This window comes from Streptomyces sp. NPDC043685 (assembly GCF_056436585.1).
This window is the reverse complement of the sequence record NZ_JBWKCH010000009.1, coordinates 234,864-258,184: the sequence shown is the minus strand read 5'-3', so window position 1 is coordinate 258,184 and position 23,321 is coordinate 234,864. Positions and strand designations below refer to the sequence as shown.

At 73.0% G+C, this 23,321-nt stretch carries 20 protein-coding genes; 6 read left to right on the top strand and 14 right to left on the bottom strand.

Annotation, left to right across the window (positions count from 1 at the left end):
* Positions 1-42: 42 nt before the first annotated feature.
* The gene (locus tag AC0665_RS28865; RefSeq protein WP_468636263.1) at positions 43-1,428 is read right to left on the bottom strand and encodes an NsdA family TPR-like regulatory protein; all 1,386 of its coding nucleotides are present in this window, start codon (positions 1,426-1,428) and stop codon (positions 43-45) included.
* Between the two features lie 306 nt (positions 1,429-1,734).
* Here AC0665_RS28865 and AC0665_RS28860 point away from each other — a divergent pair, with 306 nt between their 5' ends.
* From AC0665_RS28860 to AC0665_RS28850, 3 genes are all read left to right on the top strand, one after another.
* Complete coding sequence (locus tag AC0665_RS28860; protein ID WP_363119996.1) at positions 1,735-2,397, top strand: bifunctional DNA primase/polymerase; 663 nt, start codon at positions 1,735-1,737, stop codon at positions 2,395-2,397.
* A 113-nt stretch (positions 2,398-2,510) separates the two neighbouring features.
* Positions 2,511-3,302, top strand: a complete 792-nt coding sequence (locus AC0665_RS28855; RefSeq protein ID WP_468411702.1) for an ABC transporter ATP-binding protein — start codon at positions 2,511-2,513, stop codon at positions 3,300-3,302.
* Positions 3,299-4,921 (top strand): transporter, encoded by a 1,623-nt coding sequence (locus tag AC0665_RS28850; RefSeq protein ID WP_478706070.1) that lies wholly within the window; start codon positions 3,299-3,301, stop codon positions 4,919-4,921. The genes AC0665_RS28855 and AC0665_RS28850 overlap by 4 nt, the downstream gene beginning before the upstream one ends.
* Positions 4,922-4,940: 19 nt before the next feature.
* Here AC0665_RS28850 and AC0665_RS28845 read toward each other — a convergent pair whose 3' ends face one another.
* The gene (locus tag AC0665_RS28845; protein WP_468636258.1) at positions 4,941-5,828 is read right to left on the bottom strand and encodes an alpha/beta fold hydrolase; all 888 of its coding nucleotides are present in this window, start codon (positions 5,826-5,828) and stop codon (positions 4,941-4,943) included.
* Between the two features lie 633 nt (positions 5,829-6,461).
* Entirely contained in the window at positions 6,462-7,154 is a 693-nt protein-coding gene (locus tag AC0665_RS28840) for an iron-dependent transcriptional repressor DtxR (protein WP_366050025.1), read from the bottom strand.
* 270 nt (positions 7,155-7,424) lie between these two features.
* Between AC0665_RS28840 and AC0665_RS28835 the strand changes: the two genes are divergently transcribed.
* Positions 7,425-8,180, top strand: coding sequence for an SIS domain-containing protein (locus tag AC0665_RS28835; protein ID WP_478607739.1), 756 nt, complete (start codon positions 7,425-7,427; stop codon positions 8,178-8,180).
* A 22-nt stretch (positions 8,181-8,202) separates the two neighbouring features.
* On the opposite strand, the gene AC0665_RS28830 is transcribed toward AC0665_RS28835, so the two are convergent.
* On the bottom strand, positions 8,203-9,597 hold the full coding sequence (locus tag AC0665_RS28830; protein WP_468411710.1) for a PAS domain-containing protein: 1,395 nt from the start codon (positions 9,595-9,597) through the stop codon (positions 8,203-8,205).
* 455 nt (positions 9,598-10,052) lie between these two features.
* On the opposite strand from AC0665_RS28830, the gene AC0665_RS28825 reads away from it, so the two are divergent.
* Positions 10,053-10,532: a diadenosine tetraphosphate hydrolase gene (locus tag AC0665_RS28825; RefSeq protein ID WP_478607737.1), complete on the top strand. Its 480-nt coding sequence runs from the start codon at positions 10,053-10,055 to the stop codon at positions 10,530-10,532.
* Positions 10,533-10,582: 50 nt separating this feature from the next.
* Here AC0665_RS28825 and AC0665_RS28820 read toward each other — a convergent pair whose 3' ends face one another.
* A complete protein-coding gene (locus AC0665_RS28820; RefSeq protein WP_478706069.1) occupies positions 10,583-11,683 on the bottom strand; it encodes a citrate synthase 2 in 1,101 nt (366 codons plus the stop codon).
* Positions 11,684-11,966: 283 nt separating this feature from the next.
* Between AC0665_RS28820 and pdxH the strand changes: the two genes are divergently transcribed.
* Entirely contained in the window at positions 11,967-12,635 is a 669-nt protein-coding gene (pdxH, locus tag AC0665_RS28815) for a pyridoxamine 5'-phosphate oxidase (protein WP_468411716.1), read from the top strand.
* 12 nt (positions 12,636-12,647) lie between these two features.
* On the opposite strand, the gene AC0665_RS28810 is transcribed toward pdxH, so the two are convergent.
* The 9 genes from AC0665_RS28810 to AC0665_RS28770 are packed head-to-tail and all read right to left on the bottom strand — an operon-like array spanning position 12,648 to position 23,283.
* Positions 12,648-13,229, bottom strand: a complete 582-nt coding sequence (locus AC0665_RS28810) for a hypothetical protein (protein WP_478509560.1) — start codon at positions 13,227-13,229, stop codon at positions 12,648-12,650.
* A 34-nt stretch (positions 13,230-13,263) separates the two neighbouring features.
* Complete coding sequence (locus tag AC0665_RS28805; RefSeq protein WP_363119788.1) at positions 13,264-13,875, bottom strand: TetR/AcrR family transcriptional regulator; 612 nt, start codon at positions 13,873-13,875, stop codon at positions 13,264-13,266.
* Positions 13,863-14,597: an enoyl-CoA hydratase family protein gene (locus AC0665_RS28800; RefSeq protein ID WP_478706068.1), complete on the bottom strand. Its 735-nt coding sequence runs from the start codon at positions 14,595-14,597 to the stop codon at positions 13,863-13,865. The genes AC0665_RS28805 and AC0665_RS28800 overlap by 13 nt, the downstream gene beginning before the upstream one ends.
* A complete protein-coding gene (locus AC0665_RS28795; protein ID WP_478706067.1) occupies positions 14,594-16,162 on the bottom strand; it encodes a 4-coumarate--CoA ligase family protein in 1,569 nt (522 codons plus the stop codon). The genes AC0665_RS28800 and AC0665_RS28795 overlap by 4 nt, the downstream gene beginning before the upstream one ends.
* Before the next feature lie 39 nt (positions 16,163-16,201).
* A complete protein-coding gene (locus AC0665_RS28790; RefSeq protein ID WP_478607725.1) occupies positions 16,202-17,332 on the bottom strand; it encodes an acyl-CoA dehydrogenase family protein in 1,131 nt (376 codons plus the stop codon).
* Between the two features lie 42 nt (positions 17,333-17,374).
* On the bottom strand, positions 17,375-19,219 hold the full coding sequence (locus AC0665_RS28785) for an acetyl/propionyl/methylcrotonyl-CoA carboxylase subunit alpha (protein WP_478607722.1): 1,845 nt from the start codon (positions 19,217-19,219) through the stop codon (positions 17,375-17,377).
* Between the two features lie 10 nt (positions 19,220-19,229).
* A complete protein-coding gene (locus tag AC0665_RS28780) occupies positions 19,230-20,828 on the bottom strand; it encodes an acyl-CoA carboxylase subunit beta (RefSeq protein ID WP_478706066.1) in 1,599 nt (532 codons plus the stop codon).
* Positions 20,825-22,492, bottom strand: coding sequence for an acyclic terpene utilization AtuA family protein (locus AC0665_RS28775; protein ID WP_478607716.1), 1,668 nt, complete (start codon positions 22,490-22,492; stop codon positions 20,825-20,827). Before AC0665_RS28775 ends, AC0665_RS28780 begins: the two co-directional genes overlap by 4 nt.
* Complete coding sequence (locus AC0665_RS28770; protein ID WP_478706065.1) at positions 22,489-23,283, bottom strand: TIGR03084 family metal-binding protein; 795 nt, start codon at positions 23,281-23,283, stop codon at positions 22,489-22,491. Before AC0665_RS28770 ends, AC0665_RS28775 begins: the two co-directional genes overlap by 4 nt.
* Between the last annotated feature and the right edge of the window lie 38 nt (positions 23,284-23,321).

The window sequence follows — 23,321 nt, the reverse complement described above, 5'->3', positions numbered from 1 at the left end:
GCGGCCGTTTGCCGTACGTTCACGCATACGCGGACCGTGTGTTCACGCCGCGGCCTGGAGGTCCAGCCGTGCTCCGAACTCCCTGACCACCGCCTCGTCCCGGTACGGCTCCAGCCGCTGCTGGAAGTCCTCCAGGTACTCGGCACCCCGGTTGGACCGCAGCCCCTCCAGCAGTTCCACGGCCTTCATGCCTGTGGCGCACGCCTCTTCGATCTCTCGCTGCTGCACCTGCGCCGTGGCCAACAGCACATAGCCGATGGCCCGGCGGCGCGCCCGCGACCGGGGATGTCCGGCCAGCGACTCCTGCGCGCACCGGGCCGCCGCCTCGGCCTGCCCCAGATCCCGGTGGCAGTGGGCCAACTCGTCGGCGAGATAGGCCTCGTCGAAGTGCGCGATCCACACCGGGTCGTCCCCGGCGGCCGGGTCGGCCGCCTCCAGGGCGCTCACCGCGCGCCCGGCCGAGGTCTGGGCGGCGCGCACGTCGCCCAGGAGGGCGTGCCCGCGCGCCTCCGCCGCGTGGAACATGGACTCCGCACGCGGGGACACGCGCCCCCGCGCCCCCTCCTGCGCCGCCCTCGCCAACTGCGCGATCTCCCGCGGGTTTCCGAGCTGCGCGGCGAGGTGGCTCATGGAAGCCGCGAGGACGTACCCGCCGTAGCCGCGGTCCCCCGCCGCCTGCGCGAGCCGCAGCGCCTGGATGTAGTAGCGCTGGGCCAGGCCCGGTTGCCCGGTGTCGACGGCCATGTATCCGGCGAGCTCCGTCAGCCGGGCCACCGCGGCGAACAGGTCCCGCCCGACGGCCTCCCGGTACGAGCCCGCCAGCAGCCCCGAGACGACGCTGTTGAGGTAGTGCACGACGACCGGCCGCACATGCCCGCTGCCGTACTGGTGGTCGAGATCCACCAGCGCCTGCGTCATGGCAAGCACCGCCTGGACGTCGGACTGCCCCACCCGCGGTCCCGCCGAGCGCGACACCTGCGCGTCGGGCGCGGAGATCAGCCAGTCGCGGCTGGGCTCGACCAGCGCGGACGCGGCGACGGAGGAGCCGGACAGGAAGTCCCGCCGCCCCACGTCGCTGCGCCACAGCTCGCAGACCTGCTCGATGGCCCCCAGGACCGTCGGCGAGAACTGCAGGCCCACGCCCGAGGCGAGGTTCTTGCCGTTGGCCATGCCGATCTCGTCGATCGTGACCGTACGGCCGAGCTTGCGGCCCAGGGCCTCGGCGATGATCGCCGGGGCCCGCCCGCGTGGCTGCTGCCCGCGCAGCCAGCGCGCCACCGACGTCTTGTCGTAGCGCAGGTCGAGGCCGTGTTCGGCACCGCACATGTTGACCCGGCGGGCCAGGCCGGCGTTGGAGCATCCGGCTTCCTGGATGAGCGCCTGGAGCCGTTCGTTCGGCTGCCTGGCGACGAGCGGCCTTGCGGCCATGGCGTACCCCCTGTGGCTGCGGTGCCTGCCCACGCACCGAGTTGACGTGTCTTCCGCGGCCGGGCCTCCCACGTCCCAGCGAAAGGATCCGGCCGTGAAGATCAATGCCCCGCCGACCAGGTGAAAATGCGAGGCATGTGAGGAATGCCGGGGTACCGGCTGCCGCCGGCCCCCCTCGTGGTTACCCAGCTCCGACGACGGTTCCTCCCGCGCGCCCCCGCACATGCACCCATGCGCCCCGGGAACAGGGGCGATGCTCTCCCCCGCGCACGCGGGCGGGCGTAACCCCTGGTGACGACCAGAGTTGTGTTCATCGTGGAAGAGACGATCGCCGGCACGGAAGCCGCTCAGATCCCGAAGCAGCGCGGGGAATCGCTGCTGGAGACCGCTGTTCGCTACGCCGAGGAGCGCCACTGGGACGTGTTCCCCGGCACCTGGCTGGAAGCCGTCGACGGCAGTCAGCGCTGTTCCTGCGGTGACGCGGCGTGCCCGGCGCCCGGGTCGCACCCGGCGCGTCCGGACTGGGCGACGCAGGCGACGGGCAGCGCGACGGTCGCGCGGCGGATGTGGCAGAAGCAGCCGACCGCGTCGATCCTGCTGCCGACGGGGCGTACGTTCGACGCGATCTCCGTGGCGGAGACGGCCGGGTTCCTCGCGCTGGCGCGGATGGAGCGGATGGAGCTGACGCTCGGGCCGGTGACGCTCACCCCGGACCGGCGGATGGAGTTCTTCGTGCTGCCGGGGGCCGGGGCGAAGGTCCCCGATCTGGTGCGGAAGCTGGGGTGGTCGGTGTCGTCGCTGGATCTGACCGTGCTGGGTGAGGGTGCGTATGTGGCCGCGCCGCCCACGCGGTTCGGGTCGCGGGGGGCCGTGCAGTGGGCCTGCCGGCCGACTCCGGCCAATCGGTGGCTGCCGGACGCGGAGGAGTTGATCTCGCCGTTGGCCTATGCGTGCGGCAGGGATCGCTGAGGGCGCCTTCTGTCCTGCCTGGTCCGTGTCCGTCTGCGGCCGCGGCGTCGTGGTTGATCGCGCAGTTCCCCGCGCCCCTGAAAGAAGGGCGTTGCCCCGCCGTAGGGTTCTCCGTGACGGAGGGAGGCGCGGTGGGAGCCAGCGCTGTGCGTGTGCAGGGGCTCTGGAAGCGGTTCGGGCAGCAGGTCGCTGTCGCCGGGATCGATCTGGAGCTGCCCGCGGGCAAGTTCATCGGGCTCGTCGGGCCGAACGGGGCCGGGAAGACGACCACCTTGTCGATGGTGACCGGGCTGCTCAGGCCCGACCACGGGACCGTGGAGGTGGTCGGGCACGACGTGTGGCGGGACCCCGTCGAGGTGAAGGCGCGGATCGGCGTGCTGCCGGAGGGGCTGCGGCTGTTCGAGCGGCTCTCGGGGCGGGAACTGCTGGCGTACAGCGGGCGGTTGCGCGGGCTGCCCGGTGCCGAGGTCGACAAGCGGGCCACCCAGCTCCTCGACGTCCTCGATCTCGCCGGGTCCCAGCACAAGCTGGTCGTCGACTACTCGACCGGCATGCGCAAGAAGATCGGGCTCGCCAGCGCTCTCCTCCACAATCCCGAAGTGCTGTTCCTGGACGAGCCGTTCGAGGGTGTCGACCCCGTCTCCGCGCAGACCATCCGGGGCGTCCTGGAGCGGTACACCGCCTCCGGCGCCACCGTCGTGTTCTCTTCCCACGTCATGGAGCTCGTCGAGTCGCTGTGCGACTGGGTCGCGGTGATGGCCGCCGGGCGGATCCGCGCCACCGGCACCCTCGAAGAGGTGCGCGGGGACGCGCCCTCGCTGCAACGGGCGTTCCTCGAACTCGTCGGCGCCGAGAGCCGGGACGCCGGATCCGACCTGGACTGGCTGGGCGGTGGGTCGCGGTGAGCACCCCCGCGATCACCCCCGTCTTCGTCCGGCTGAAGCTGTCGCTGCTGCGCAACGGGCTGCGGCAGTCCGGCGGCCGGAAGGCGGCCTACATCGCCTCGGCCGTCTGCGCCCTGCTGTTCGCCGCGCTCCAGCTGATCGGCCTGATCGCGCTGCGCGGGCACGCGCACGCCGAGTCGGTGGTCGTGCTGGCGGTGGCGGTGCTGGGGCTCGGCTGGGCGGTGATGCCGCTGTTCTTCCCCAGCGGCGACGAGACCCTCGACCCGACCCGGCTGGTGATGCTGCCGCTGCGGCCCCGGCCGCTGGTACGGGCCCTGCTCACGGCCTCGCTGGTGGGCATCGGGCCGCTGTTCACCCTGTGCCTGCTGGTCGGATCCGTGGTCGCGGTGGCGCGGGGCGGGGCGGCGTTCGCCGTAGGCGTCGTCGCCGTCGGGCTGGCGCTGCTGGTGTGCGTGGCCCTCGCGCGGGCCGTCGCCGCCGCCAACGTGCGGCTGCTGACCAGCCGCAAGGGGCGCGACCTCGCGGTGCTCAGCGGGCTGGTCATCGCCGTCGGGGCGCAGATCGTCAACTTCGGCGCACAGCGGCTCGGGACGTCGGGCCTGGGCGAACTCGACCCGGCCGCCGACGTGCTCCAGTGGCTGCCGCCCGCGACGGCGATCGGGGCCGTGCACGCGGTGAGCGAGGGCTCGTACGGACGCGCCGCGGTCCAACTGGCGCTGACCGCCGGTGCGCTGGTGGCGCTGCTCGCCCTCTGGTCGCGGCATCTGACGCGGCTGATGACCTCGCCCGACGGCTCCACCCTGGCGAGCGCCGAGTCGGCCGCGAAGGAGCGCTCGTCGACCGGGCTCACGCGGCTGCTGCCCTCCCTCAGTGGCGAAAGCCCGGGAGGTACCCCCAGCCGCACGGGCACGGTCATGGAGCGCAGCCTGCGGTACGTGTGGCGTGACCCGAAGACCAAGGCCGCCTGGGTGACATCGCTGGCCATCGGGCTGATCGTGCCGGTGTTCAACGCCTGGCAGGGCACCGGGTCGGTGTACTTCGCCTGCTTCGCCGCCGGGATGCTCGGCATCCAGATGTACAACCAGTTCGGGCAGGACACCTCGGCGTTCTGGATGGTCGCGCTGACGATCTCCTCGACGCGCGACGCCTACGCCGAGCTGCGCGCCCGGGCGTACGCCCTGCTGCTGATCACCCTGCCGTACGCCACGCTCGTGACGGTCCTGACGACGGCCATGCTCGGCGACTGGCGGCGGCTGCCCGAGGCGCTCGGGCTGTCCTTCGCGCTGCTCGGCGCGATGCTCGCGACCGGGGCGTGGACGTCCGCCCGCTTCCCCTACTCCATCCCCCAGGAGGGCTACAAGAACGTCGCCCCCGGGCAGGTGGGGCTCGCCTGGATCTCCATCTTCGGCGGGATGATGGCCGCCGCGCTGCTGTGCGCGCCCGTCATCGCGCTCACGATCTGGCTGAACGTGAGCGCCGGCGGCGACGACTGGGCCTGGCTGCTGCTGCCGGTGGGCACCGCGTACGGGGCGGCGCTCACGGCGGCGGGGCTGAGGCTGGCCGCGCCGCGCACGGCCCGGCGGCTGCCGGAGATCCTGGCCGCGGTCAGCAAGGGGTGACGCCCCCGGCAGGCGGGCGTCAGTGGTCGCCGAGCGCGTCCAGGAACGGCTCGATGGCGGCGCGCCAGGCATCCGGCTGGTCGTAGTGCACCAGATGGCCGGCGTCGGCGACCTCCGCGTACTGGCCGCGGGGCAGGACGCGGACCATCTCCTGGGCCTCGGCGCGGCCCAGCTCGCCGTCCAGGCCGCGCACGACCAGGGTGGGGCAGCGGACCTGGGCCAGCTCCTCCCAGTGCGCGTCGTACACCCACGTCTCACGGGAGCGGAGCATCTGCTCCGGCTCGAAGACCGGGCGCCAGCCGTCCGGGGACTCGGCCATCACCTCGGCGTAGAACTCGCCCCTGGCCGGATTGGGCCGCTCCACCCAGGGGTCGTCCTCGCCGAAGAACTTGCGGACGTCGGCGAGGGTGGCGAAGGGCAGCGGCCAGGACTCGAACCACTGGCCCCACTCGCGCTGGGAGGCACCGCCGAGCGCGGAGGCCCGCATGTCGCAGATGATCAGGCCGCGGACCAGGTCGGGGCGCTTGGCGGCGAGCTGCCAGGCGGTCAGCGCGCCCATGGCGTGGCCGATGAGGACGACCGGGGCGAGGCCGAGCTGCTCCAGGGCGGCCTCGGCGTCGTCGACGTAGGCGTCCCGGGTGAAGGCGCCCTGCGGCGGTTTGTCGCTGCGGCCGTGGCCGCGCTGGTCGAGGGCGATCGCGCGGTAGCGCGCGGAGAGCCAGCGGGCGGTGGACGCCCAGTGCGAGGCGCGGCCCATGAGGCCGTGCAGTAACAGCACGCCGGGCGCGGTGTGCCCGTCGGGCGCGCCCTGCCCGTCCCGCGCCGGATCGGTCTTGGGCGGGTCGCCGAACTCCCAGGCCGCCAGGCGTACGCCGCCCGTCCCGGTCACGTCGATGCGTCGCGCCATGCCCTGGCACCCCCCAAGCTTCGCGCGGACCGTGACTCCCCTGCGAGCCGGCCGGTCCTGTGAACCGTGTTCCGCCTGCTGTTCTTCTGCCCTGCTGTTCCTTCTGCCCTGCTAGCCGTCGTACCTGTCCGAGGACGTGTGCCGTGCGCGGTGCACCGTGCCGTGCGCCGCCCGCAGACTATCGAATGCGCATTCGAGGATGGGGTTCTCGCGGGCAACACCCCTCGTTCGAGTGACCATCCCCGGGGATTGACCGGCGCTGCCGGGGGGAGATCTTCAGCGGGGGACGGACCGCTCGGGGAAACCGGTCCGGAGGGAATGACCCTGAGAGCTCGGGGCTCCGGGTCAGCACAGGGGAGGACAGGCCCCGGCGCCACAGGGCGCCGGGGCCATCCCCGACGTCACGGCACATCCTCCAGCCCCCTCCCCGGCCGGGTGACATCGCTGTCGAGCCGCGGCCCAGAGCCCCTCAGGTCATATGCCTCACGCGACAGCGTCGCACGGGAAGTCCACGAGCGCTGCGATTCGACGCAGTGGATCACGGATGCGGTCCGGATCACGCCAACCCGCAAGGGCCCCGCCCGCCCCGGCCGTTGACGATGCCCGGGCACGCCCTCACCGGCGCCGGGCGGCTCAGGGCTTGGCGACGAACACGTGGGAGGCGACGTCCGACTGAAGCTCGGCCGCCTCGCCGCCGCTGCCCACCAGCACCCCGCCCGCCGACTCGGTCACACTCACCACCGAGCCGGGCTGCACGCCCGCCCGCCGCAGCGTGTACATCAGCTGGGCGTCCGTCTGGATCGGCTCGCCGATCCGGCGCACCACCACGGTCTTGCCCTCGGCGCCCGGGGCGAGGCTGGCCAGCGACACCATGCCCTCGTCCAGGAACGGGTCGGCGCCGTCCTTCTCGCCGAGCTCCTCCAGACCCGGGATCGGGTTGCCGTACGGCGACTCCGTGGGGTGCCGCAGCAGCTCGAGGACGCGGCGCTCCACGGCCTCGCTCATCACGTGCTCCCAGCGGCACGCCTCGGCGTGCACCTGCTCCCACTCCAGACCGATCACGTCCACGAGCAGACACTCGGCGAGGCGGTGCTTGCGCATGACCCGCGTGGCCAGCCGGCGTCCCTCGTCCGTGAGCTCCAGGTGCCGGTCGCTCGCCACGGACACCAGGCCGTCGCGCTCCATCCGCGCCACGGTCTGGCTCACGGTGGGACCGCTCTGGTCCAGCCGCTCGGCGATACGGGCGCGCATGGGGACCACACCCTCTTCCTCCAGCTCGAGGATGGTGCGGAGATACATCTCCGTGGTGTCGATCAGTCCGGACATACGTGCCCCTCGAATGAGATCTGCCGGAGGCTGGACGGCTCACCGGCGTGTGCGCTGGCCCTGCAACCAATTCTGCCGGATACCACCGACAACCGTGCCGCCGGAGGGAAAGCCGGGGATTACACGGCCGTGCGCAAGGGTACGGAGTTCCCTTTCGGGCGTCCCCCGGGCGCTCGGCGCGCGACCCGCACGGCCGTATTGACACCGCGCTGGTCCAGACCGCACGGTGAGGCGCGACACAAGCCGCCGAGCCCGCCGAAGGGACCCCGTATGAGCGACCGCGCGCCGGCCGGACAGTTCCTGGACGCCGCGATCGGCCTGCTGGAGCGGGTCCGCGACGAGGAGGCCGAAGCCATCGCAGCGGCCGGGACGCTCCTCGCGGACACCGTCGCGGGAGGTGGCCGGCTCTTCGCCTTCGGCGCCGGGCACTCCTCCCTCGCCGCGCAGGACCTCGTCTACCGCGCCGGCGGCCTCGCGCTGATGAATCTGCTCGCCGTGCCGGGGGTCGTCGGCGTCGACGTCATGCCCGCGCCGCTCGGCTCCGCCCTGGAGCGCGTCGACGGCCTCGCGAGCGCCGTCCTCGACAGTTCCCCGCTCCGCGAGGGCGACGCCCTGCTGATCATCTCCCTGTCGGGGCGCAACGCCCTGCCCGTGGAGATGGCCATGAGCGCGCGCTCCCTGGGCGTCAAGGTCATCGGTGTGACCTCGGTGGCCTACGCCTCACAGACGAAGTCCCGGCACTCCTCCGGCACGTACCTCAAGGACCACTGCGACCTCGTCCTCGACTCGAAGATCGCGGTCGGCGACGCGGAACTCACCCACGACGGCATCCCGGCCCCCTTCGCCCCCGCCTCCACGGTCGTCACCTCGGCGCTCCTCCAGGCCGTCATGGCGACCGCGGCCACCACCCTCGCCGACCGCGGCATCGAACCGCCCCTGCTGCGCTCGGGGAACGTCGACGGCGGCCACGACTGGAACACCCGGGTGATGGAGCAGTACCGCGACCGGATCTTCTACCGGCACTGAGCAGACCGGGCGCGAGCGCCGCTCACTCCCCTTGCGACAACCCGGCCAGGTCCAGGGACGCCGCGATCCGTACCGCCACGTCCTCCGCGTACATCGCGTCGGAGCGTTCGAAGGCGCTGCGGCCCGCGCCCCGCAGGAACGTCACGACGCCCAGGGTCCGGCCCCGGCTGCGCAGCACCGCGCACAGGGCGTGGACCGCGTCCGGGGGCCACTGGCGGGCCAGGGCCCACTCGCGGGCCGCCTCCGGTGAGACCGCGCCCGCGCCGGCGCGCAGGGCTCCCGCGCGCTCGACGCACTGGAGGGCCGGGTGGCCCTCGGCGTACCGGACGGGCAGGCCCGCGCGGCCCGCCAGCCTGCTCGGGCCCGGCGCCCCGGAGGGTGTGGCGGCGATCCGGACCAGCCGCACCGGCCCCTCGGTCTCCGCGTCGGTGAGCGCGCCCCCGGCCACCCGGTCGATCAGCGCGTGGTCGGCGAAACCGGCCAGGGCGAAGTCCAGGTGGACCGTCGCCGCCTCCCCCGGGTCCTCGCACTCGGCGGCGGCCCGCGACGCCCGGTGCAGCTGCTGCATGCGGAACCGCAGCAAGGACGCCTCCTGCTCGGCCTGCTTGGCCTCCGTGACGTCCTGGAACAGCCAGCCCACCCCCAGCGGAACGGGCTCCTCCGCGAGCGGCGAGGCCAGCCGCAGGAAGCCGCTGCGCCAGCATCGCCGCTTCTCGCCCTCCGACGCGCGCACCGTCACCCACACCTCGGCGGGCGCGGGCGGCGCGCCTTCCGCCAGCACGTGCTGGAGCGCGCTCTCCAGCTCTTCCACGCCCTGCGACAGCAACTCCCCGAGCGGGCGCCCCAGCACCGACGTGCGCCCGGTGCCCAGCGCGCGGGCCGCGTGCGCGTTCACCACGGCAGGGCGCAGGTCCACGTCCACCAGCACGACACCCCAGCTGGCGTCCTCGAACAGGGCCTCGCTCAGGGCGATCGACCGCTCCAGGTCGATCTGCGCGTGCACCTCGCTGAACGCGCAGTAGACCCCCGCCGGCTTCCCGTCCGGGCCGCGCACCGCCGCCGACTGCGTCCGCACGAGCACCCGCCCGCCGTCCTTGGTCAGCAGGGCGAACTCGTGCACCTGCCGCCCCGGCGCGTGCATCACCGACAGCAGCCGCCCCTCGACCTCCTCGGCGTCCGCGCTGCGCACGGCCCATCCGGCCAGTCCGCGCCGCCCCACGGCCTCGTCCGCGCTCCAGCCGAGGATCCGCTCGGCCTCACGGTTCCAGTGCGTGACGACCCCGTCGGCGTCGAACGCGCACAGCGCCGCGTCCATCCCGTCCAGCAGCGCGGCCAGCAGATCCGAACCGTCCGAGCCGTGCTCGGGCTCGTCCGGCCCCAGCTCGTCGGTGGTCCCACTACGCCGGGAAGCACTCACCTGGACCCCCTGCAGGCTGCGTCCGTACGTCCGGCACGCCGGCGCTCCTTGTCATCATTCAACTGGAACGTGACCCAGCGCACACCGAGTTCCCAGAACATTGAAGGAATCGTTGTACGGCGGCAATCCCCACGTCAACGCCACGGGACGGTCCCACGGGGCGGATCGAACCCGATAAAAACAGTTGATGCGGGGCCGGACCGTTTCCTAGGGTTCCAGGTACACGAGAAGGGAGGTGGTTCGGCAGATGTATGAGAACCGGACGCGTGAGGTGGCTGCGGGCTAGGGCTCGTCACCACACTCAGTGCGGTGCCGGACCAGCGCGTGTACCAGGCGCGCAGCCGGCCCAATCTCAGGCAGTCACCCGACCCGCGAGTCGCCGGTACGTCCGGCCGGCTCCTCCCCAGGAGGAACCAGACTCGCGGGTCGTCTGCGTTTTCCCGTGCTTTCCGGGGGTGGCGGTAGTGGGTACGTGGCGCGACGACCGGATCGGCAGCGCCCTGCGGGGTGAGAACCCGACCGTGCTGCGGAGGCTGGAGGCCGGGTTCGCGGTGATCGGTGATGTGCAGTTCCTGCCGGGCTACTCGGTGTTGCTGGCCGATGACCCCGGGGTGCGGCGGCTGTCCGAGCTGCCGCGGAGCAGGCGGCTGGCGTTCCTGGACGGCATGGACCGGCTGGGGGAGGCCGTGGAGCGGGCCTGCCGGCGGGTGGAGTCGGGGTTCCGGCGGGTGAATCTGGAGATCCTCGGGAACGCCGACGGGTTTCTGCACGCGCATGTGTGGCCGCGGTACGACTGGGAGCCCGAGGAGCTGGTGCGGCTGCCCGTGTGGCTGTATCCGCGGGAGCGGTGGGGCGAGGAGCGGTACGCGCTCGGGTCCCGGCACGACCGGCTGCGGGAGGTCATCGGCGAGGAGCTGGACCGGCTCGCGGGGTGAGGCGGGCGGACGGCCTCACCCGGGGGTGGGTGAGGCCGTCGGGTGGTCGGTCAGTGGGCGATGTCCTCGTAGCCCTCGATCTCCTGGGGGTTGCGGGTGCCCGGGCCCACGTAGCGGGCCGAGGGGCGCACCAGGCGGCCGGTGCGCTTCTGCTCCAGGATGTGGGCGGACCAGCCGGCCGTGCGGGCGCACGTGAACATGGACGTGAACATGTGCGCCGGGACCTCGGCGAAGTCCAGGACGATCGCCGCCCAGAACTCGACGTTGGTGGCCAGGACGCGGTCGGGGCGGCGGGCGTGGAGTTCCGCGAGGGCCGCCTTCTCCAGAGCCTCGGCGACCTCGAAGCGGGGGGCGCCCAGCTCGCGGGCGGTGCGGCGCAGGACCCTCGCGCGGGGGTCCTCGGCGCGGTAGACGCGGTGACCGAAGCCCATGAGGCGTTCGCCCTTGTCGAGCGCGTTCTTGACGTAGGCCTCCGCGTCGCCCGTGCGCTCGATCTCCTCGATCATGCCGAGGACCCGGGAGGGGGCGCCGCCGTGCAGCGGGCCGGACATCGCGCCCACGGCGCCGGACAGCGCCGCCGCCACGTCCGCGCCGGTCGAGGCGATGACCCGGGCGGTGAAGGTGGACGCGTTCATGCCGTGCTCGGCGGCGCTCGTCCAGTAGGCGTCCACCGCGGCCACGTGCTTGGGGTCCGGCTCGCCGCGCCAGCGGATCATGAACCGCTCGACGACGGACTGGGCCTTGTCGATCTCGCGCTGCGGAACCATCGGCAGGCCCTGCCCGCGCGCCGACTGGGCGACGTACGACAGTGCCATGACGGCCGCGCGGGCCAGGTCCTCGCGGGCCTCCTCGACGTCGATGTCCAGGAGGGGTTTGAGGCCCCAGACGGGCGCCAGCATGGCCAGGGCGGACTGGACGTCCACGCGGATGTCGCCGGAGTGCACGGGGATGGGGAACGGCTCGGCGGGCGGCAGACCGGGGTTGAAGGCGCCGTCGACGAGCAGGCCCCAGACGTTGCCGAACGAGACGTGGCCGACGAGGTCCTCGATGTTGACGCCTCGGTACCGGAGCGCGCCGCCCTCCTTATCCGGTTCGGCGATCTCCGTCTCGAACGCGATGACTCCCTCGAGCCCGGGTACGAAGTCGGACATCAGGCGGCTCCTCGTGATGTAAGTGACAGATGGTGTGGTGGGGTGGGTCGTGCGAACCATGTGTCAGTCAGCTGGCGAAGCGGGCGGCCGTCCGGTGGATCCACGGTCGTCTGCGCGACTCGCGGTCCCGGCCGGTCTCCCCCTGTGATGCCCCGTGCGGTCGGCGGTCACCCAACCGGAACGGCACGGAAACGATATCCCCGAGTGCCAGCTTTGGGGAGGGTTCACGGCACTCAGTGCCATGCAGTGACGAAGGACACCGTCCGTACGGCAAGATGACCGGGTGACCCACCGCGACGACGTCCCCTTCGATCTGGCCTCGATGCGCAAGCAGTACCGGGCGGAGGGGCTCTCCGAGACCGAGCTGGCGGCGAGCCCCGTCGAGCAGTTCGCGCGCTGGTTCAAGCAGGCCGCGACCGACGGCGGGCTGTTCGAGCCGAACGCCATGATCGTCTCGACGGCCGACGCCGAGGGGCGGACGAGTGCCCGCACGGTGCTGCTGAAGCACTTCGACGAGCAGGGCTTCGTCTTCTACACGAACTACGGGTCCCGCAAGGCCCGTGACCTGGCGGAGAACCCTTTCGTCTCGCTGCTGTTCCCCTGGCATCCCATGGCCCGGCAGGTCATCGTGAGCGGGATCGCCCGGCGCACCGGCCGCGACGAGACGGCGGCGTACTTCCGCACCCGCCCGCACGGCTCGCAGCTGGGCGCGTGGGCCAGCGCCCAGTCCTCGGTGATCTCCACCCGGGCCGACATCGACGCCGCGTACGCGGAGCTGGCGGCCCGCTATCCGGAGGGCGAGCAGGTGCCGGTGCCCCCGCACTGGGGCGGTTTCCGGGTGGCCCCGCAGACGGTGGAGTTCTGGCAGGGCCGGGAGAACCGGCTGCACGACCGGTTGCGGTACGTGGAGCAGCCGGACGGGAGCTGGCGGGTGGAGCGGCTCAGTCCGTGACGGGCCCGGGCCTCAGATCTTTCCCCGGAGGTACGCCGTGCGGTGTCCGTCGAGCAGCCCGGCCACGCGGCTGCGGAACTCAAGGGTGAGCTCGGGCCAGTTCCAGAACCGGAACCCGAGGTGGGCGAAGGCGAAGTGGTCGTCGCTCCAGGCCCAGTCGCGCAGGGGAACCCGGCGCGCGCAGGCCGGGCAGCGGACCTCGGCCGTACCGGTGGCGGACCAGGTGCCGATGGCGTCGGCGAAGGGCGACCAGACCTCGTCGATCATCGCCCACGCGTCGTCGACCAGGCGGGTCGTGGTCGAGCAGCGCGGGCAGACGGCTGACTCCAGGCCTCCTGGGCAGCCGTGGAAGACGGTGCGCCCGGTATGCACGGCGAGGCCGTCCCACAGCTCGTCGTCCGCGGAGGTCCTCCCGACCGCGCGGCCCCAGCGCGGGCCCGGCGGGTGTCCCAGGGACGGGCTCAGGACACAGTCCGTGCGCTCGGCGAGGACGATGCCCTCGGCCACGAGCCACTCCACGACCCGTCGCGCGAGCGGTTCCGCATCCGCCGCGTTCGCGTCGAGGTCGACGATCGTCTGGAAGTGATCACCCATGCCGGGACCCTAGCCCCGGCCACTGACACCGCCCTCAGCCCAGCGTCTCCTCCAGCAGCCCCGCCCACTGGGCCACCACCCGTTCCCGGCGGGCCGCGTCGTCGGTGAGGAGGTTGGCCAGGCCCAGGCCGCGGGCCATGTCGAGCAGGCCCTGGACCGTTTCGCGGACGCCCGGGAGGGACTCGTCGGCGGCCAGGAGGTCGACGGCTATCCGGTGGGTCTCGCGGCCGACGCGCGATTCGAGTTCGGTGACGCGGGGCCGCAGCTGCTCCTCGTTGGACGCGGCGACCCAGAGGTGGAGGGCCGCGCGGAACAGCGGCCCGGTATAGAGGTCGACCAGGGCGGCGACGACGGCGTGGCGGTCTCCGGCCGCGCCGTCGGGGAACAGGGCGCGCAGGGCCGTGGAGCGTTCCTCGGCGACGTACTCGACGGCCGCCGTGAAGAGGTCCTCACGGGTCGGGAAGTGGTGCTGGGCGGCGCCCCGGGAGACACCGGCGCGTTCGGCGACGACGGAGACGGTCGATCCTGCCCAGCCGTGTTCGGCGAGGCAGGACACGGCGGCCTCCAGGAGCCGCTGCCGGGTCGCCCGGCTGCGGTCCTGCTTGGGGACTCTCTCCGCACGGTCGGCCGTGCTCACACCACCCATGCCGGATCCCGTCGTTCGAGGAAGGCCGTCATCCCCTCGCGGGCCTGCGGCGAGGAGAACAGCCGGGCCGAGAGCGCGGTCAGGTCGGCGGCGTCCCGGTCGAAGGCTTCCAGCACCCTAGCCGTGAGCAGCCGTTTCGTCTCGGCCAAGGCGTCGGGGGCGGAGCGGCGCAGGCCTTCGAGGATGGGCCCGAGGGCCGTGTCGACGTCGTCCGCGCAGGTCGTGAGCAGGCCCGTCGCCCGCGCTCGCGCCGCGTCGAAGCGTTCGCCGGTGAGGTAGTAGCGGGCGAGGGCGCGGGGGTTCGCGCGGGGCAGCAGCGGCAGGGAGATGACCGCGGGGGCGACTCCGATGCGGACCTCGGTGAAGGCGAAGGTGGCGTCCGTGGAGGCGGCGGCGATGTCACAGGCGGCCAGGAGGCCGAGGCCGCCCGCGCGGACGTGGCCGGTGACCCGGGCGACGACCGGTTTGGGCAGCTCGATGATCTGCCGCAGCAGGGCGACCAGTGCCTCGGGCGGTGGGGGGTCCTTGAGGTCGGCGCCCGCGCTGAAGGTGTTGCCGATGTGGGTGAGGACGATCGCGCGGACGCCGGGGTCCTCGCCGGCGTCGGTGAGCGCGCCGGCCAGTTCGCCGACGAGGGCCGCCGACAGGGCGTTGCGGTTGTGCGGCGAGTCGAGGGACAGGGTGTCCACGGCGCGGTCGCGGGTGCGGGCGACGAGTGTCATGTGCTCTCCCTGAGCTGTCGCCGGAGGATCTTGCCGGAGGCCGCGCGGGGGACGCCGACGATGAAGGTGACGTGGCGTATCCGCTTGTAGGGGGCCACGCGTTCGGCGACGAACATCATGATCTCCGCCTCGGTGAGGTCGGCTGCGGACGGCTGGCGGACCACGTAGGCGTGCGGGGCCTCGTTGCCGTCGTCGTCGTACCTGCCGACGACGGCGGCGTCGGCGATGCCCGGGTGGGTGAGGAGCAGGGCCTCCAGTTCGGCGGGTGCCACCTGGAAGCCCTTGTACTTGATGAGTTCCTTGACGCGGTCGACGACGAACAGCCAGCCCCCACCGTCCACGTGTCCGACGTCGCCGGTGTGCAGCCAGCCGTCGGGGTCGATCATGGCCGTGGTGGCGTCGGGACGGCCCAAGTAGCCCTTCATGATCTGGGGGCCGCGGATGAGGATCTCGCCGGATTCGCCGACGGGGAGGTCCCTGCCGGGGTCGTCGAGGGAGACGATGCGCATCTCGGTGCCGGCGATGAGCTTGCCGACGGTTCCGGGCGGGGCGTCGCCCATGGCGTCCAGGGGGACGACGTGGGTGCCGGGCGACAGTTCCGTCATGCCGTAGGCCTGGCCGACGGGCGGCAGGCCGAGGCGCCGGGAGCAGGCGGCGGCGAGACGGGCGTCCAGGGGTGCGGCGGCGCTGATGATGTACCGCAGGGACGACAGGTCGTACTGGGCGACGGCCGGGTGCTTGGCGAGGGCCAGGACGATCGGCGGGGCTACGTACAGGGCGGTGATGCGGTGGTTCTGGACGGCCGCGAGGAACTGCTCCAGGTCGAAGCGGGGCAGGACGACGACGGTGGCGCCCTGCCGCAGGGGCGCGTTCATCAGGGCGGTGAGGCCGTAGATGTGGAAGAAGGGCAGGACGGCCAGGACGCGCTCGCCCGGGCCGGCGGGGATCGCCGGGTGCAGCTGGGCGAGGTTGGTGGCGATCTGCCGGTGGGTGAGCATCACGCCCTTGGGGGTGCCGGTGGTCCCGGAGGAGTAGGGCAGGGCGGCGACGTCCTCGGCGGGGTCGATGGCGACCCGGGGCTCGGGGGCGGTGCAGGCCAGCATGTCGATCAGGGAGCGGTGGCCGCTCGCGCCGTCGCACACGAAGACCTCGCGTACCCCGCCCGCGAGTTCGGCGGCCCGGCGGGCGGTGCCCAGCAGCGGTGACACGGTGACGATCCAGCGGGCCCCCGAGTCCCGCAGCTGCTTGGCGAACTCCTCGGCCGTGGCGAGCGGGTGCACGGTGGTGACGGTGGCACCCGCGCGCGTGGCCGCGTAGAAGGCGGTCGGGAAAGCGATGGTGTTGGGGCTGTGCAGGGCGAGGACGTCGCCCTTGCGGACACCGGCCTCGGCGAGGGCGGCGGCGACGCGCCGGTGGAACCGGTCCACCTGCTCGTACGAGAGGGTGGTGCCGTCGGTGCCGTCGATCAGGGCAGGGGTGTCGCCGAAGTCGGCGGCCCGGGCCAGGACGGCGTCGTGGATGGGCAGGTCGACGGGCGGGACGTCTGCGTACTCGCTGCGGAACAAGGCGGGTTCCTCCTCGCGGCGCGGGCCGTCTCGGGGTCCTCAGTACGACTTGGGCAGGCCCAGGGTCTGGTGGGAGACGTAGTTGAGAATCATCTCCCGGCTCACCGGGGCGATACGAGCCACGCGCGCGGCCGTGATCAGCCGGGCCAGGCCGTACTCGCGGGTGAGGCCGTTGCCGCCGAGCGTGTGCACGGCCTGGTCGACGGCCTTCACGCAGGCTTCCCCGGCGGCGTACTTGGCCATGTTGGCGGCCTCTCCGGCGCCCGTGTCGTTGCCCGCGTCGTAGAGGGCGGCGGCCTTCTGCATCATCAGGCGCGCGAGTTCGAGGTCGATGTGCGCCTGGGCCAGGGGGTGGGCGATGGCCTGGTGGGCGCCGATGGGGGTGTTCCAGACGGTGCGGTCGCGGGCGTACTCGACGGCCTTGGCGAGGGCGTGGCGGCCCATGCCGATCGCGAAGGCGGCCGTCATGACGCGCTCGGGGTTGAGGCCGGCGAAGAGCTGGAGCAGGCCCGCGTCCTCGTCGCCGACGAGGGCGTCGGCGGGCAGCCGTACGTCGTCCAGGACCAGCTCGAACTGCTTCTCCGCGGCGTGGAGTTCCATGTCGATCGGGCGGCGGGTGAAGCCGGGGGTGTCCCGCGGGACGATGAAGAGGCAGGGCTTGAGGCGGCCGGTGCGGGCGTCCTCGGTGCGGCCGACGATCAGGGTGGCGTCCGCGATGTCGACGCCGGAGATGAAGACCTTGCGGCCGGTGAGGAGCCAGTCCGTGCCGTCGCGTCGGGCCGTGGTCGTGATGCGGTGGGAGTTGGAACCGGCGTCGGGTTCGGTGATGCCGAAGGCCATGAGGCGGGTGCCGTCGGCGAGGCCGGGGAGCCACTGTCGTTTCTGGGCGTCCGTGCCGAAGCGGGCTATCACGGTGCCGCAGATCGCCGGTGAGACGACCAGCATGAGGAGGGGGCAGCCTGCCGCGCCGAGCTCTTCGAGGACGATGGACAGTTCGCAGATGCCACCGCCGCCTCCTCCGTACTCCTCCGGGAGGTTGACGCCCAGGTAGCCGAGTTTTCCCGCCTCTGACCAGAGTGCGGCGGTGTCGGTTTCCCGGCCGTGGCGTTTGCCCAGTGCGGCGACGGCTGCGCGCAGGGACTGGTGTTCGTCGGTCTCGACCATGGCCATGTGACTCCTTCGTCGTGGCTGATCGCGCAGTTCCCCGCGCCCCTAGGAGGTTTCCGTCACCACGGCCAGCAGTGAGCCCGGCTCGACCTGCTGGCCCGGTACGACGCGCAGGTCGGTCAGTGTTCCCGTGACGGGGGCCGTGATCTTGTGCTGCATCTTCATCGCCTCCAGCCAGAGGAGGGGCTCGCCCGCCTTCACCGGTGCTCCCGCCGTGAGGCCGTCGGCGACCCGGACGACCGTGCCCGGCATGGGAGCCAGGAGGGAGCCCGGGGCGTGCTGGGCGGTGGGGTCGGGGAAGCGGGACAGGGCCGTCAGGGCGGTGGCGTTGACGTAGACCTGCTCGCCGTAGCGGGTGACCTCGTACTTCCGCTCCACCCCGTCCGCTTCGAGTACGACCAGGCCGGAGTCGGCGTGCACCACCCGTACCCCGTTCGCCTCCAGGCCCTGCCGGGTGTGCCGGTAGCGGACCTCGTGCTCCTCGCCCTCCATCAGGTACCGCTTGGTCTGCGGCTGCGCGGGCACGTTGCGCCAGCCGCCGAAGCGGGAGCGGCCGTGGGCATCGGCGAGGGCGGCGGCCAGGGGGGCGTGCGGGTCGGGGGACGGCTGGATCAGGCCGGACAGGTGACGGCCGTAGAAGCCGGTGTCCATGCGGGCCGTGGTGAACTCGGGGTGGCGCAGGGAGCGGACCAGGAGGTCGCGGTTGGTGACGGGGCCGTGGAGCACCGCGCGCTCCAGGGCGGCGGCGAGTACGCGGACGGCCTCCGCGCGGGTGGGGGCGTGGGCCACGACCTTGGCGAGCATGGGGTCGTAGTGGACGCCGATCTCGTCGCCGTCCGTGTAGCCCGTGTCCAGGCGGACCGGGCCGGGGACGCGGAGGCGGTGCAGGGTGCCCGTCTGCGGGGCCCAGTCGAGGGAGGGGTCCTCGGCGTACAGGCGGGCCTCCACGGCGTGGCCCCGGGCGCGGGGAGGCTCGGCCGCGAGGGGCCGGCCCTCGGCGATCCGGATCTGCTCCGCGACCAGGTCGACGCCGAACACGGCCTCTGTGACGGGGTGTTCGACCTGGAGGCGGGTGTTCATCTCCAGGAAGTGCGCCCTGCCGTCGGCGACCAGGAACTCGACCGTTCCGGCGCCCACGTAGTCCACGGCCCGTGCGGCCCGCACGGCGAGGGCGCACAGCTCGTCCTCCAGCGCGCCGGACAGGCCCGGGGCCGGGGCCTCCTCGATCACCTTCTGATGGCGGCGCTGGAGGGAGCAGTCGCGGGTGCCCAGGGCCCGGACCGTGCCGTGGGTGTCGGCGAGGATCTGCACCTCGACGTGGCGGCCGTTCTCCACGTACGGCTCGGTGAAGACCTCACCGTCACCGAAGGCGCTCGCGGCCTCGGCCCGTGCGGCGGCCAACTCGGCGTCCAGGTCCGCGAGACGGCGTACGACCCGCATGCCGCGGCCCCCGCCGCCGGCCGCCGCCTTCACCAAGACCGGCAGGTCGGCCTCGGTGACCTCGGTGAGCGGCCGGATGCCCATGAGCTGCTTGGCGCGGGTCTTGGACGCCATCGCCTCGATCGCGGACGGGGGCGGTCCCACCCAGATCAGGCCGGCGTCCTCGACGGCCCGGGCGAAGCCGGCGTTCTCGGAGAGGAAGCCGTAGCCGGGGTGCACGGCGTCCGCGCCGGCGGCGAGGGCGGCCTCGATGATCAGGTCGCCGCGCAGGTAGGTGTCGGCGGGCGTCTCCCCCGGGAGTCGTACGCTCACCTCGGCCACGCGCGCGTGGAGGGCGTTCGCGTCGGCGTCCGAGCGCACGGCGACGGTACGGATGCCCAGGTCGTGGCAGGTGCGGAAGATCCGGCAGGCGATCTCGCCCCGGTTGGCGACCAGCAGGGAAGTGATCACTGAGGGTTCCTCACATCCGGAAGACGCCGAAGCCGCCGCGCACGCCCTCGTAGGGGGCGGTGTGGATCGCGGACAGGCACAGGCCGAGGACGGTGCGGGTGTCGCGCGGGTCGATGACGCCGTCGTCGTACAGCCGCCCGGACAGGAACATCGGCAGCGACTCGGACTCGATCTGCTGCTCCACCATGGCGCGCAGCGCGGCGTCCGCCTCGTCGTCGTAGGGCTGCCCCTTGGCGGCGGCCGACTGGCGGGCGACGATCGACAGCACGCCCGCGAGCTGCTGCGGGCCCATGACGGCCGACTTGGCGCTGGGCCACGCGAAGAGGAAGCGGGGGTCGTAGGCCCTGCCGCACATGCCGTAGTGGCCGGCGCCGTAGGAGGCGCCCATCAGGACGGACAGGTGGGGGACCTTGGAGTTGCTGACGGCGTTGATCATCATCGCGCCGTGCTTGATGATGCCGCCCTGCTCGTACTCCTTGCCGACCATGTAGCCGGTGGTGTTGTGCAGGAACAGCAGCGGGATGTCGCGCTGGTTGGCGAGCTGGATGAACTGGGCGGCCTTCTGCGACTCCTCGCTGAACAGCACCCCCCGGGCGTTGGCGAGGATGCCGACCGGATAGCCGTGCAGGGCGGCCCAGCCGGTGGTCAGGCTGGTGCCGTAGAGCGGCTTGAACTCGTCGAAGTCGGAGGCGTCGACGATCCGGGCGATGACCTCGCGCGGGTCGAAGGGGCTCGACAGATCGCCCGGGACGATGCCCAGCAGCTCCTCGGCGTCGTACTTCGGCGGCTCGGCGGGGCCCGGATCCTCGTACGCCTTGCGGTGGTTGAGGCGGGCGACCACGCGCCGGGCCTGCCGCAGCGCGTCCGGCTCGTCGACGGCGAAGTGGTCGGCGAGGCCCGAGGTGCGCGCGTGCATCTCGGCGCCGCCCAGGGACTCGTCGTCGCTGATCTCGCCGGTCGCCATCTTCACCAGCGGAGGGCCGCCGAGGAACACCTTCGCCCGCTCCTTGACCATGATCACGTGGTCGGACATGCCGGGGACGTAGGCGCCCCCCGCGGTGGAGTTGCCGAAGACGACCGCGACGGTCGGGATCCCCGCGGCGGACAGCCGGGTGAGGTCCCGGAAGACGGCGCCGCCGGGGATGAAGATCTCCTTCTGGGAGGGCAGGTCGGCGCCGCCGGACTCCACCAGGCTGATCACGGGCAGCCGGTTGGCGAGGGCGATGTCGTTGGCGCGCAAAGCCTTCTTCAGCGACCAGGGGTTGCTCGCCCCGCCGCGCACGGTGGGGTCGTTGGCGGTGATCAGGCACTCGACGCCCTCGACGACACCGATGCCGGTGACGAGGGACGCGCCGACGGTGTGGTCGCTGCCCCAGGCGGCCAGCGGGGACAGCTCCAGGAAGGGGGTGTCCGGGTCGAGGAGCAGTTCGACGCGCTCGCGGGCGAGGAGCTTGCCGCGCTGCCGGTGCCGTGCGACGTACTTCTCGCCGCCGCCCGCGAGGGCCTTGGCGTGCTCGGCGTCGAGTGCGGCGAGCTTGGCGAGCATCGCCTCGCGATGGGCCCGGTGGTCCGGGCTGCCGGGGTCGAGCGCGGAGGACAGGACGGTCACAGCAGGGCCTCCGGTAGGTCCAGGTGGCGGGAGCGCAGCCATTCGCCGAGGGCCTTGGCCTGCGGGTCGAAGCGGTGCTGCGCGGCGACACCGGCGCCGAGGATGCCCTCGACGACGAAGTTGAGGGCGCGCAGGTTCGGCAACAGGTGCCGCACGACCGTCAGTTCGCGGCTCTCGGGGATCAGCTCCCGGAACCGGTCGGCGGTCAGCTCGTGCGCGAGCCAGCGCCAGGCCTCGTCCGTGCGGGCCCACACCCCGACGTTGGCGTTGCCGCCCTTGTCGCCGCTGCGGGCCCCGGCGACCAGCCCCAGGGGGGCGCGACGGCACGGCCCCGGCGGCAGCGGCTCGGGCGGCGTGGGCTCCGGCGCGGGTTCGAGGGCCCGGGTGTCCTGTGGGGGCGGCACGGTGATCCGGCGTCCGTCATGGAGGACGGCCACATGGTCGACGGCCCCATGGGGGACGTACACCTCCTCGAAGACCCCATAGGGCGAGCCCTTCCCGGGTGGCGCCGACACATGGAAGCCGGGGTAGCTCGCCAGGGCCAGCTCCACCGCGGCCCCGCTCAGGGCACGTCCCACGGTCTGCTGGTCGGCATCCCTGACCACCAGCCGCAGCAACGCGCTCGCCGTCTCCTCGGTGTCCGCGTCGGGCCGATCGGTGCGGACGAGTTCCCAGCGCACGTCGGCGACCTTGCCGAGGGCCGGTTCCAGCTGGTCCCGCACCAGGGCGGCCTTGGCCTCGATGTCGAGGCCGGTGAGCACGAAGACGACCTCGTTGCGGAAGCCGCCCGGCCTGCTGAGCCCGACCTTGAGGGTGGGCGGCGGCGCCTCACCGCGCACGCCCTCGATCCGCACCCGGTCGGGCCCGTCCTGGCGCAGCCGTACGGTGTCCAGCCGGGCGGTGACGTCCGGCCCCGCGTACCGCGCACCGGCCGTCTCGTACAGCAGTTGCGCGGTCACCGTGCCGACGTCGACGAAGCCGCCGGTGCCGGGGTGCTTGGTGATGACGCAGCTGCCGTCCTCGTGCAGCTCGGCGAGCGGGAAGCCGGGGCGGCGCACGTCGCCGTCCCGGAAGAAGGCGTAGTTGCCGCCGGTGGCCTGCGCCCCGCACTCCAGGACGTGTCCCGCCACCACCGCGCCCGCGAGCCGGTCGTGGTCCTGCGGTGTCCATCCGAACCGGGCGGCGGCGGGCCCGGTGACCAGGGCCGCGTCCGTCACCCGCCCGGTGACGACGATGTCGGCGCCCGCCCGCAGGCACTCGGCGATGCCGAAGCCGCCGAGGTAGGCGTGGGCGGCGAGGCTGCCGGGATGCGCGGCGGTGAGGTCGTCGCCCGCCACCTGGGCGACGCGTACGGGGATGCCCAGCCGGTCCGCCAACCGCCGGACGGCGTCGGCGAGTCCGGCCGGGTTCAGTCCGCCGGCGTTGGCGACGATCCTGACGCCGCGTTCGCGCGCGAGTCCGAGGCAGTCCTCCAACTGCCGCAGGAACGTGCGGGCGTAGCCGGCCGCCGGGTCCTTGAGCCGGTCCCGGCCGAGGATGAGCATGGTCAGCTCGGCGAGGTAGTCCCCGGTGAGGACGTCGAGTTCGCCTCCGGTGAGCATCTCGCGCATCGCCTCGAAGCGGTCGCCGTAGAAGCCGGAGGCGTTGCCTATGCGCAGGGTCACGAGGCGGAGTCCTTCGGCGGGCGTCCGCTGCCGGCCGGTCCCGCGAAGGCCTGCGCGATGCCGAGCCAGCGGTCGGCGTCGGGGCCCTCGGCCCGCAGGGCCAGGTCGGCGCGGTGGGCGCGCTGGGTGACCAGGAGGCAGAAGTCGAGGGCGGGGCCGGTGACCCGCTGCGAGGCGTCGTCGGGGCCGTACGTCCACAGGTCGCCCGAGGGGGCGCGCAGTTCGACGCGGAAGGGGTCGGCGGGCGGGGTGAGGCCGTGCACGCCGAAGGCGAAGTCCCGGGTGCGCACCCCGAGCCAGGTCACATGGCGCAGCCGGTCCGTGGGCGGGTGTGCCACACCGAGCGCGTCGGCCACGTCCTGTCCGTGGGCCCAGGTCTCCATCAGCCGGGCCGTCGCCATGGAGGCGGCCGACATGGGCGGGCCGTACCAGGGGAAGCGCGCCCCGGGCGGGGCCGCCCGCAGCGCCCTCTGAAGTGCCGTACGGCCCTCCCGCCACCGGGCGAGCAGTTCGGCGGGCGGGAGCGCGGCGCCCTCCTCTGCGCCCTCGTCGACGAAGGAGTCCGGTGCGGCGAGGGCCTTCTCGACCAGCGCGTGGAAGCCGTCGGCGTCCGTGACGGCGAGCAGGGCCGAGCGGTCCGTCCAGGCGAGGTGGGCGATCTGGTGGGCCACCGTCCAGCCGGGCGCGGGGGTCGCGAGCGACCAGCGCTGCGGGGGCGACCCGGCCACGAGGCGGTCGAGTTCCTCGCTCTCCTCGCGCAGGTCGTCGATCACGGACGTCGGATCGGACACGGGCGCTCCCCTCGGGGCACTTCGGTGTGCGGGGTGGT

Bases quoted from the DNA above. Each gene is read 5' to 3' on its own strand.
- AC0665_RS28865 (WP_468636263.1), bottom strand. From the start codon at position 1,428: ATGGCCGCAAGGCCGCTCGTCGCCAGGCAGCCGAACGAACGGCTCCAG.
- AC0665_RS28845 (WP_468636258.1), bottom strand. From the start codon at position 5,828: ATGGCGCGACGCATCGACGTGACCGGGACGGGCGGCGTACGCCTGGCG.
- AC0665_RS28840 (WP_366050025.1), bottom strand. From the start codon at position 7,154: ATGTCCGGACTGATCGACACCACGGAGATGTATCTCCGCACCATCCTC.
- AC0665_RS28835 (WP_478607739.1), top strand. From the start codon at position 7,425: ATGAGCGACCGCGCGCCGGCCGGACAGTTCCTGGACGCCGCGATCGGC.
- AC0665_RS28820 (WP_478706069.1), bottom strand. From the start codon at position 11,683: ATGTCCGACTTCGTACCCGGGCTCGAGGGAGTCATCGCGTTCGAGACG.
- AC0665_RS28810 (WP_478509560.1), bottom strand. From the start codon at position 13,229: ATGGGTGATCACTTCCAGACGATCGTCGACCTCGACGCGAACGCGGCG.
- AC0665_RS28805 (WP_363119788.1), bottom strand. From the start codon at position 13,875: ATGGGTGGTGTGAGCACGGCCGACCGTGCGGAGAGAGTCCCCAAGCAG.
- AC0665_RS28800 (WP_478706068.1), bottom strand. From the start codon at position 14,597: ATGACACTCGTCGCCCGCACCCGCGACCGCGCCGTGGACACCCTGTCC.
- AC0665_RS28790 (WP_478607725.1), bottom strand. From the start codon at position 17,332: ATGGCCATGGTCGAGACCGACGAACACCAGTCCCTGCGCGCAGCCGTC.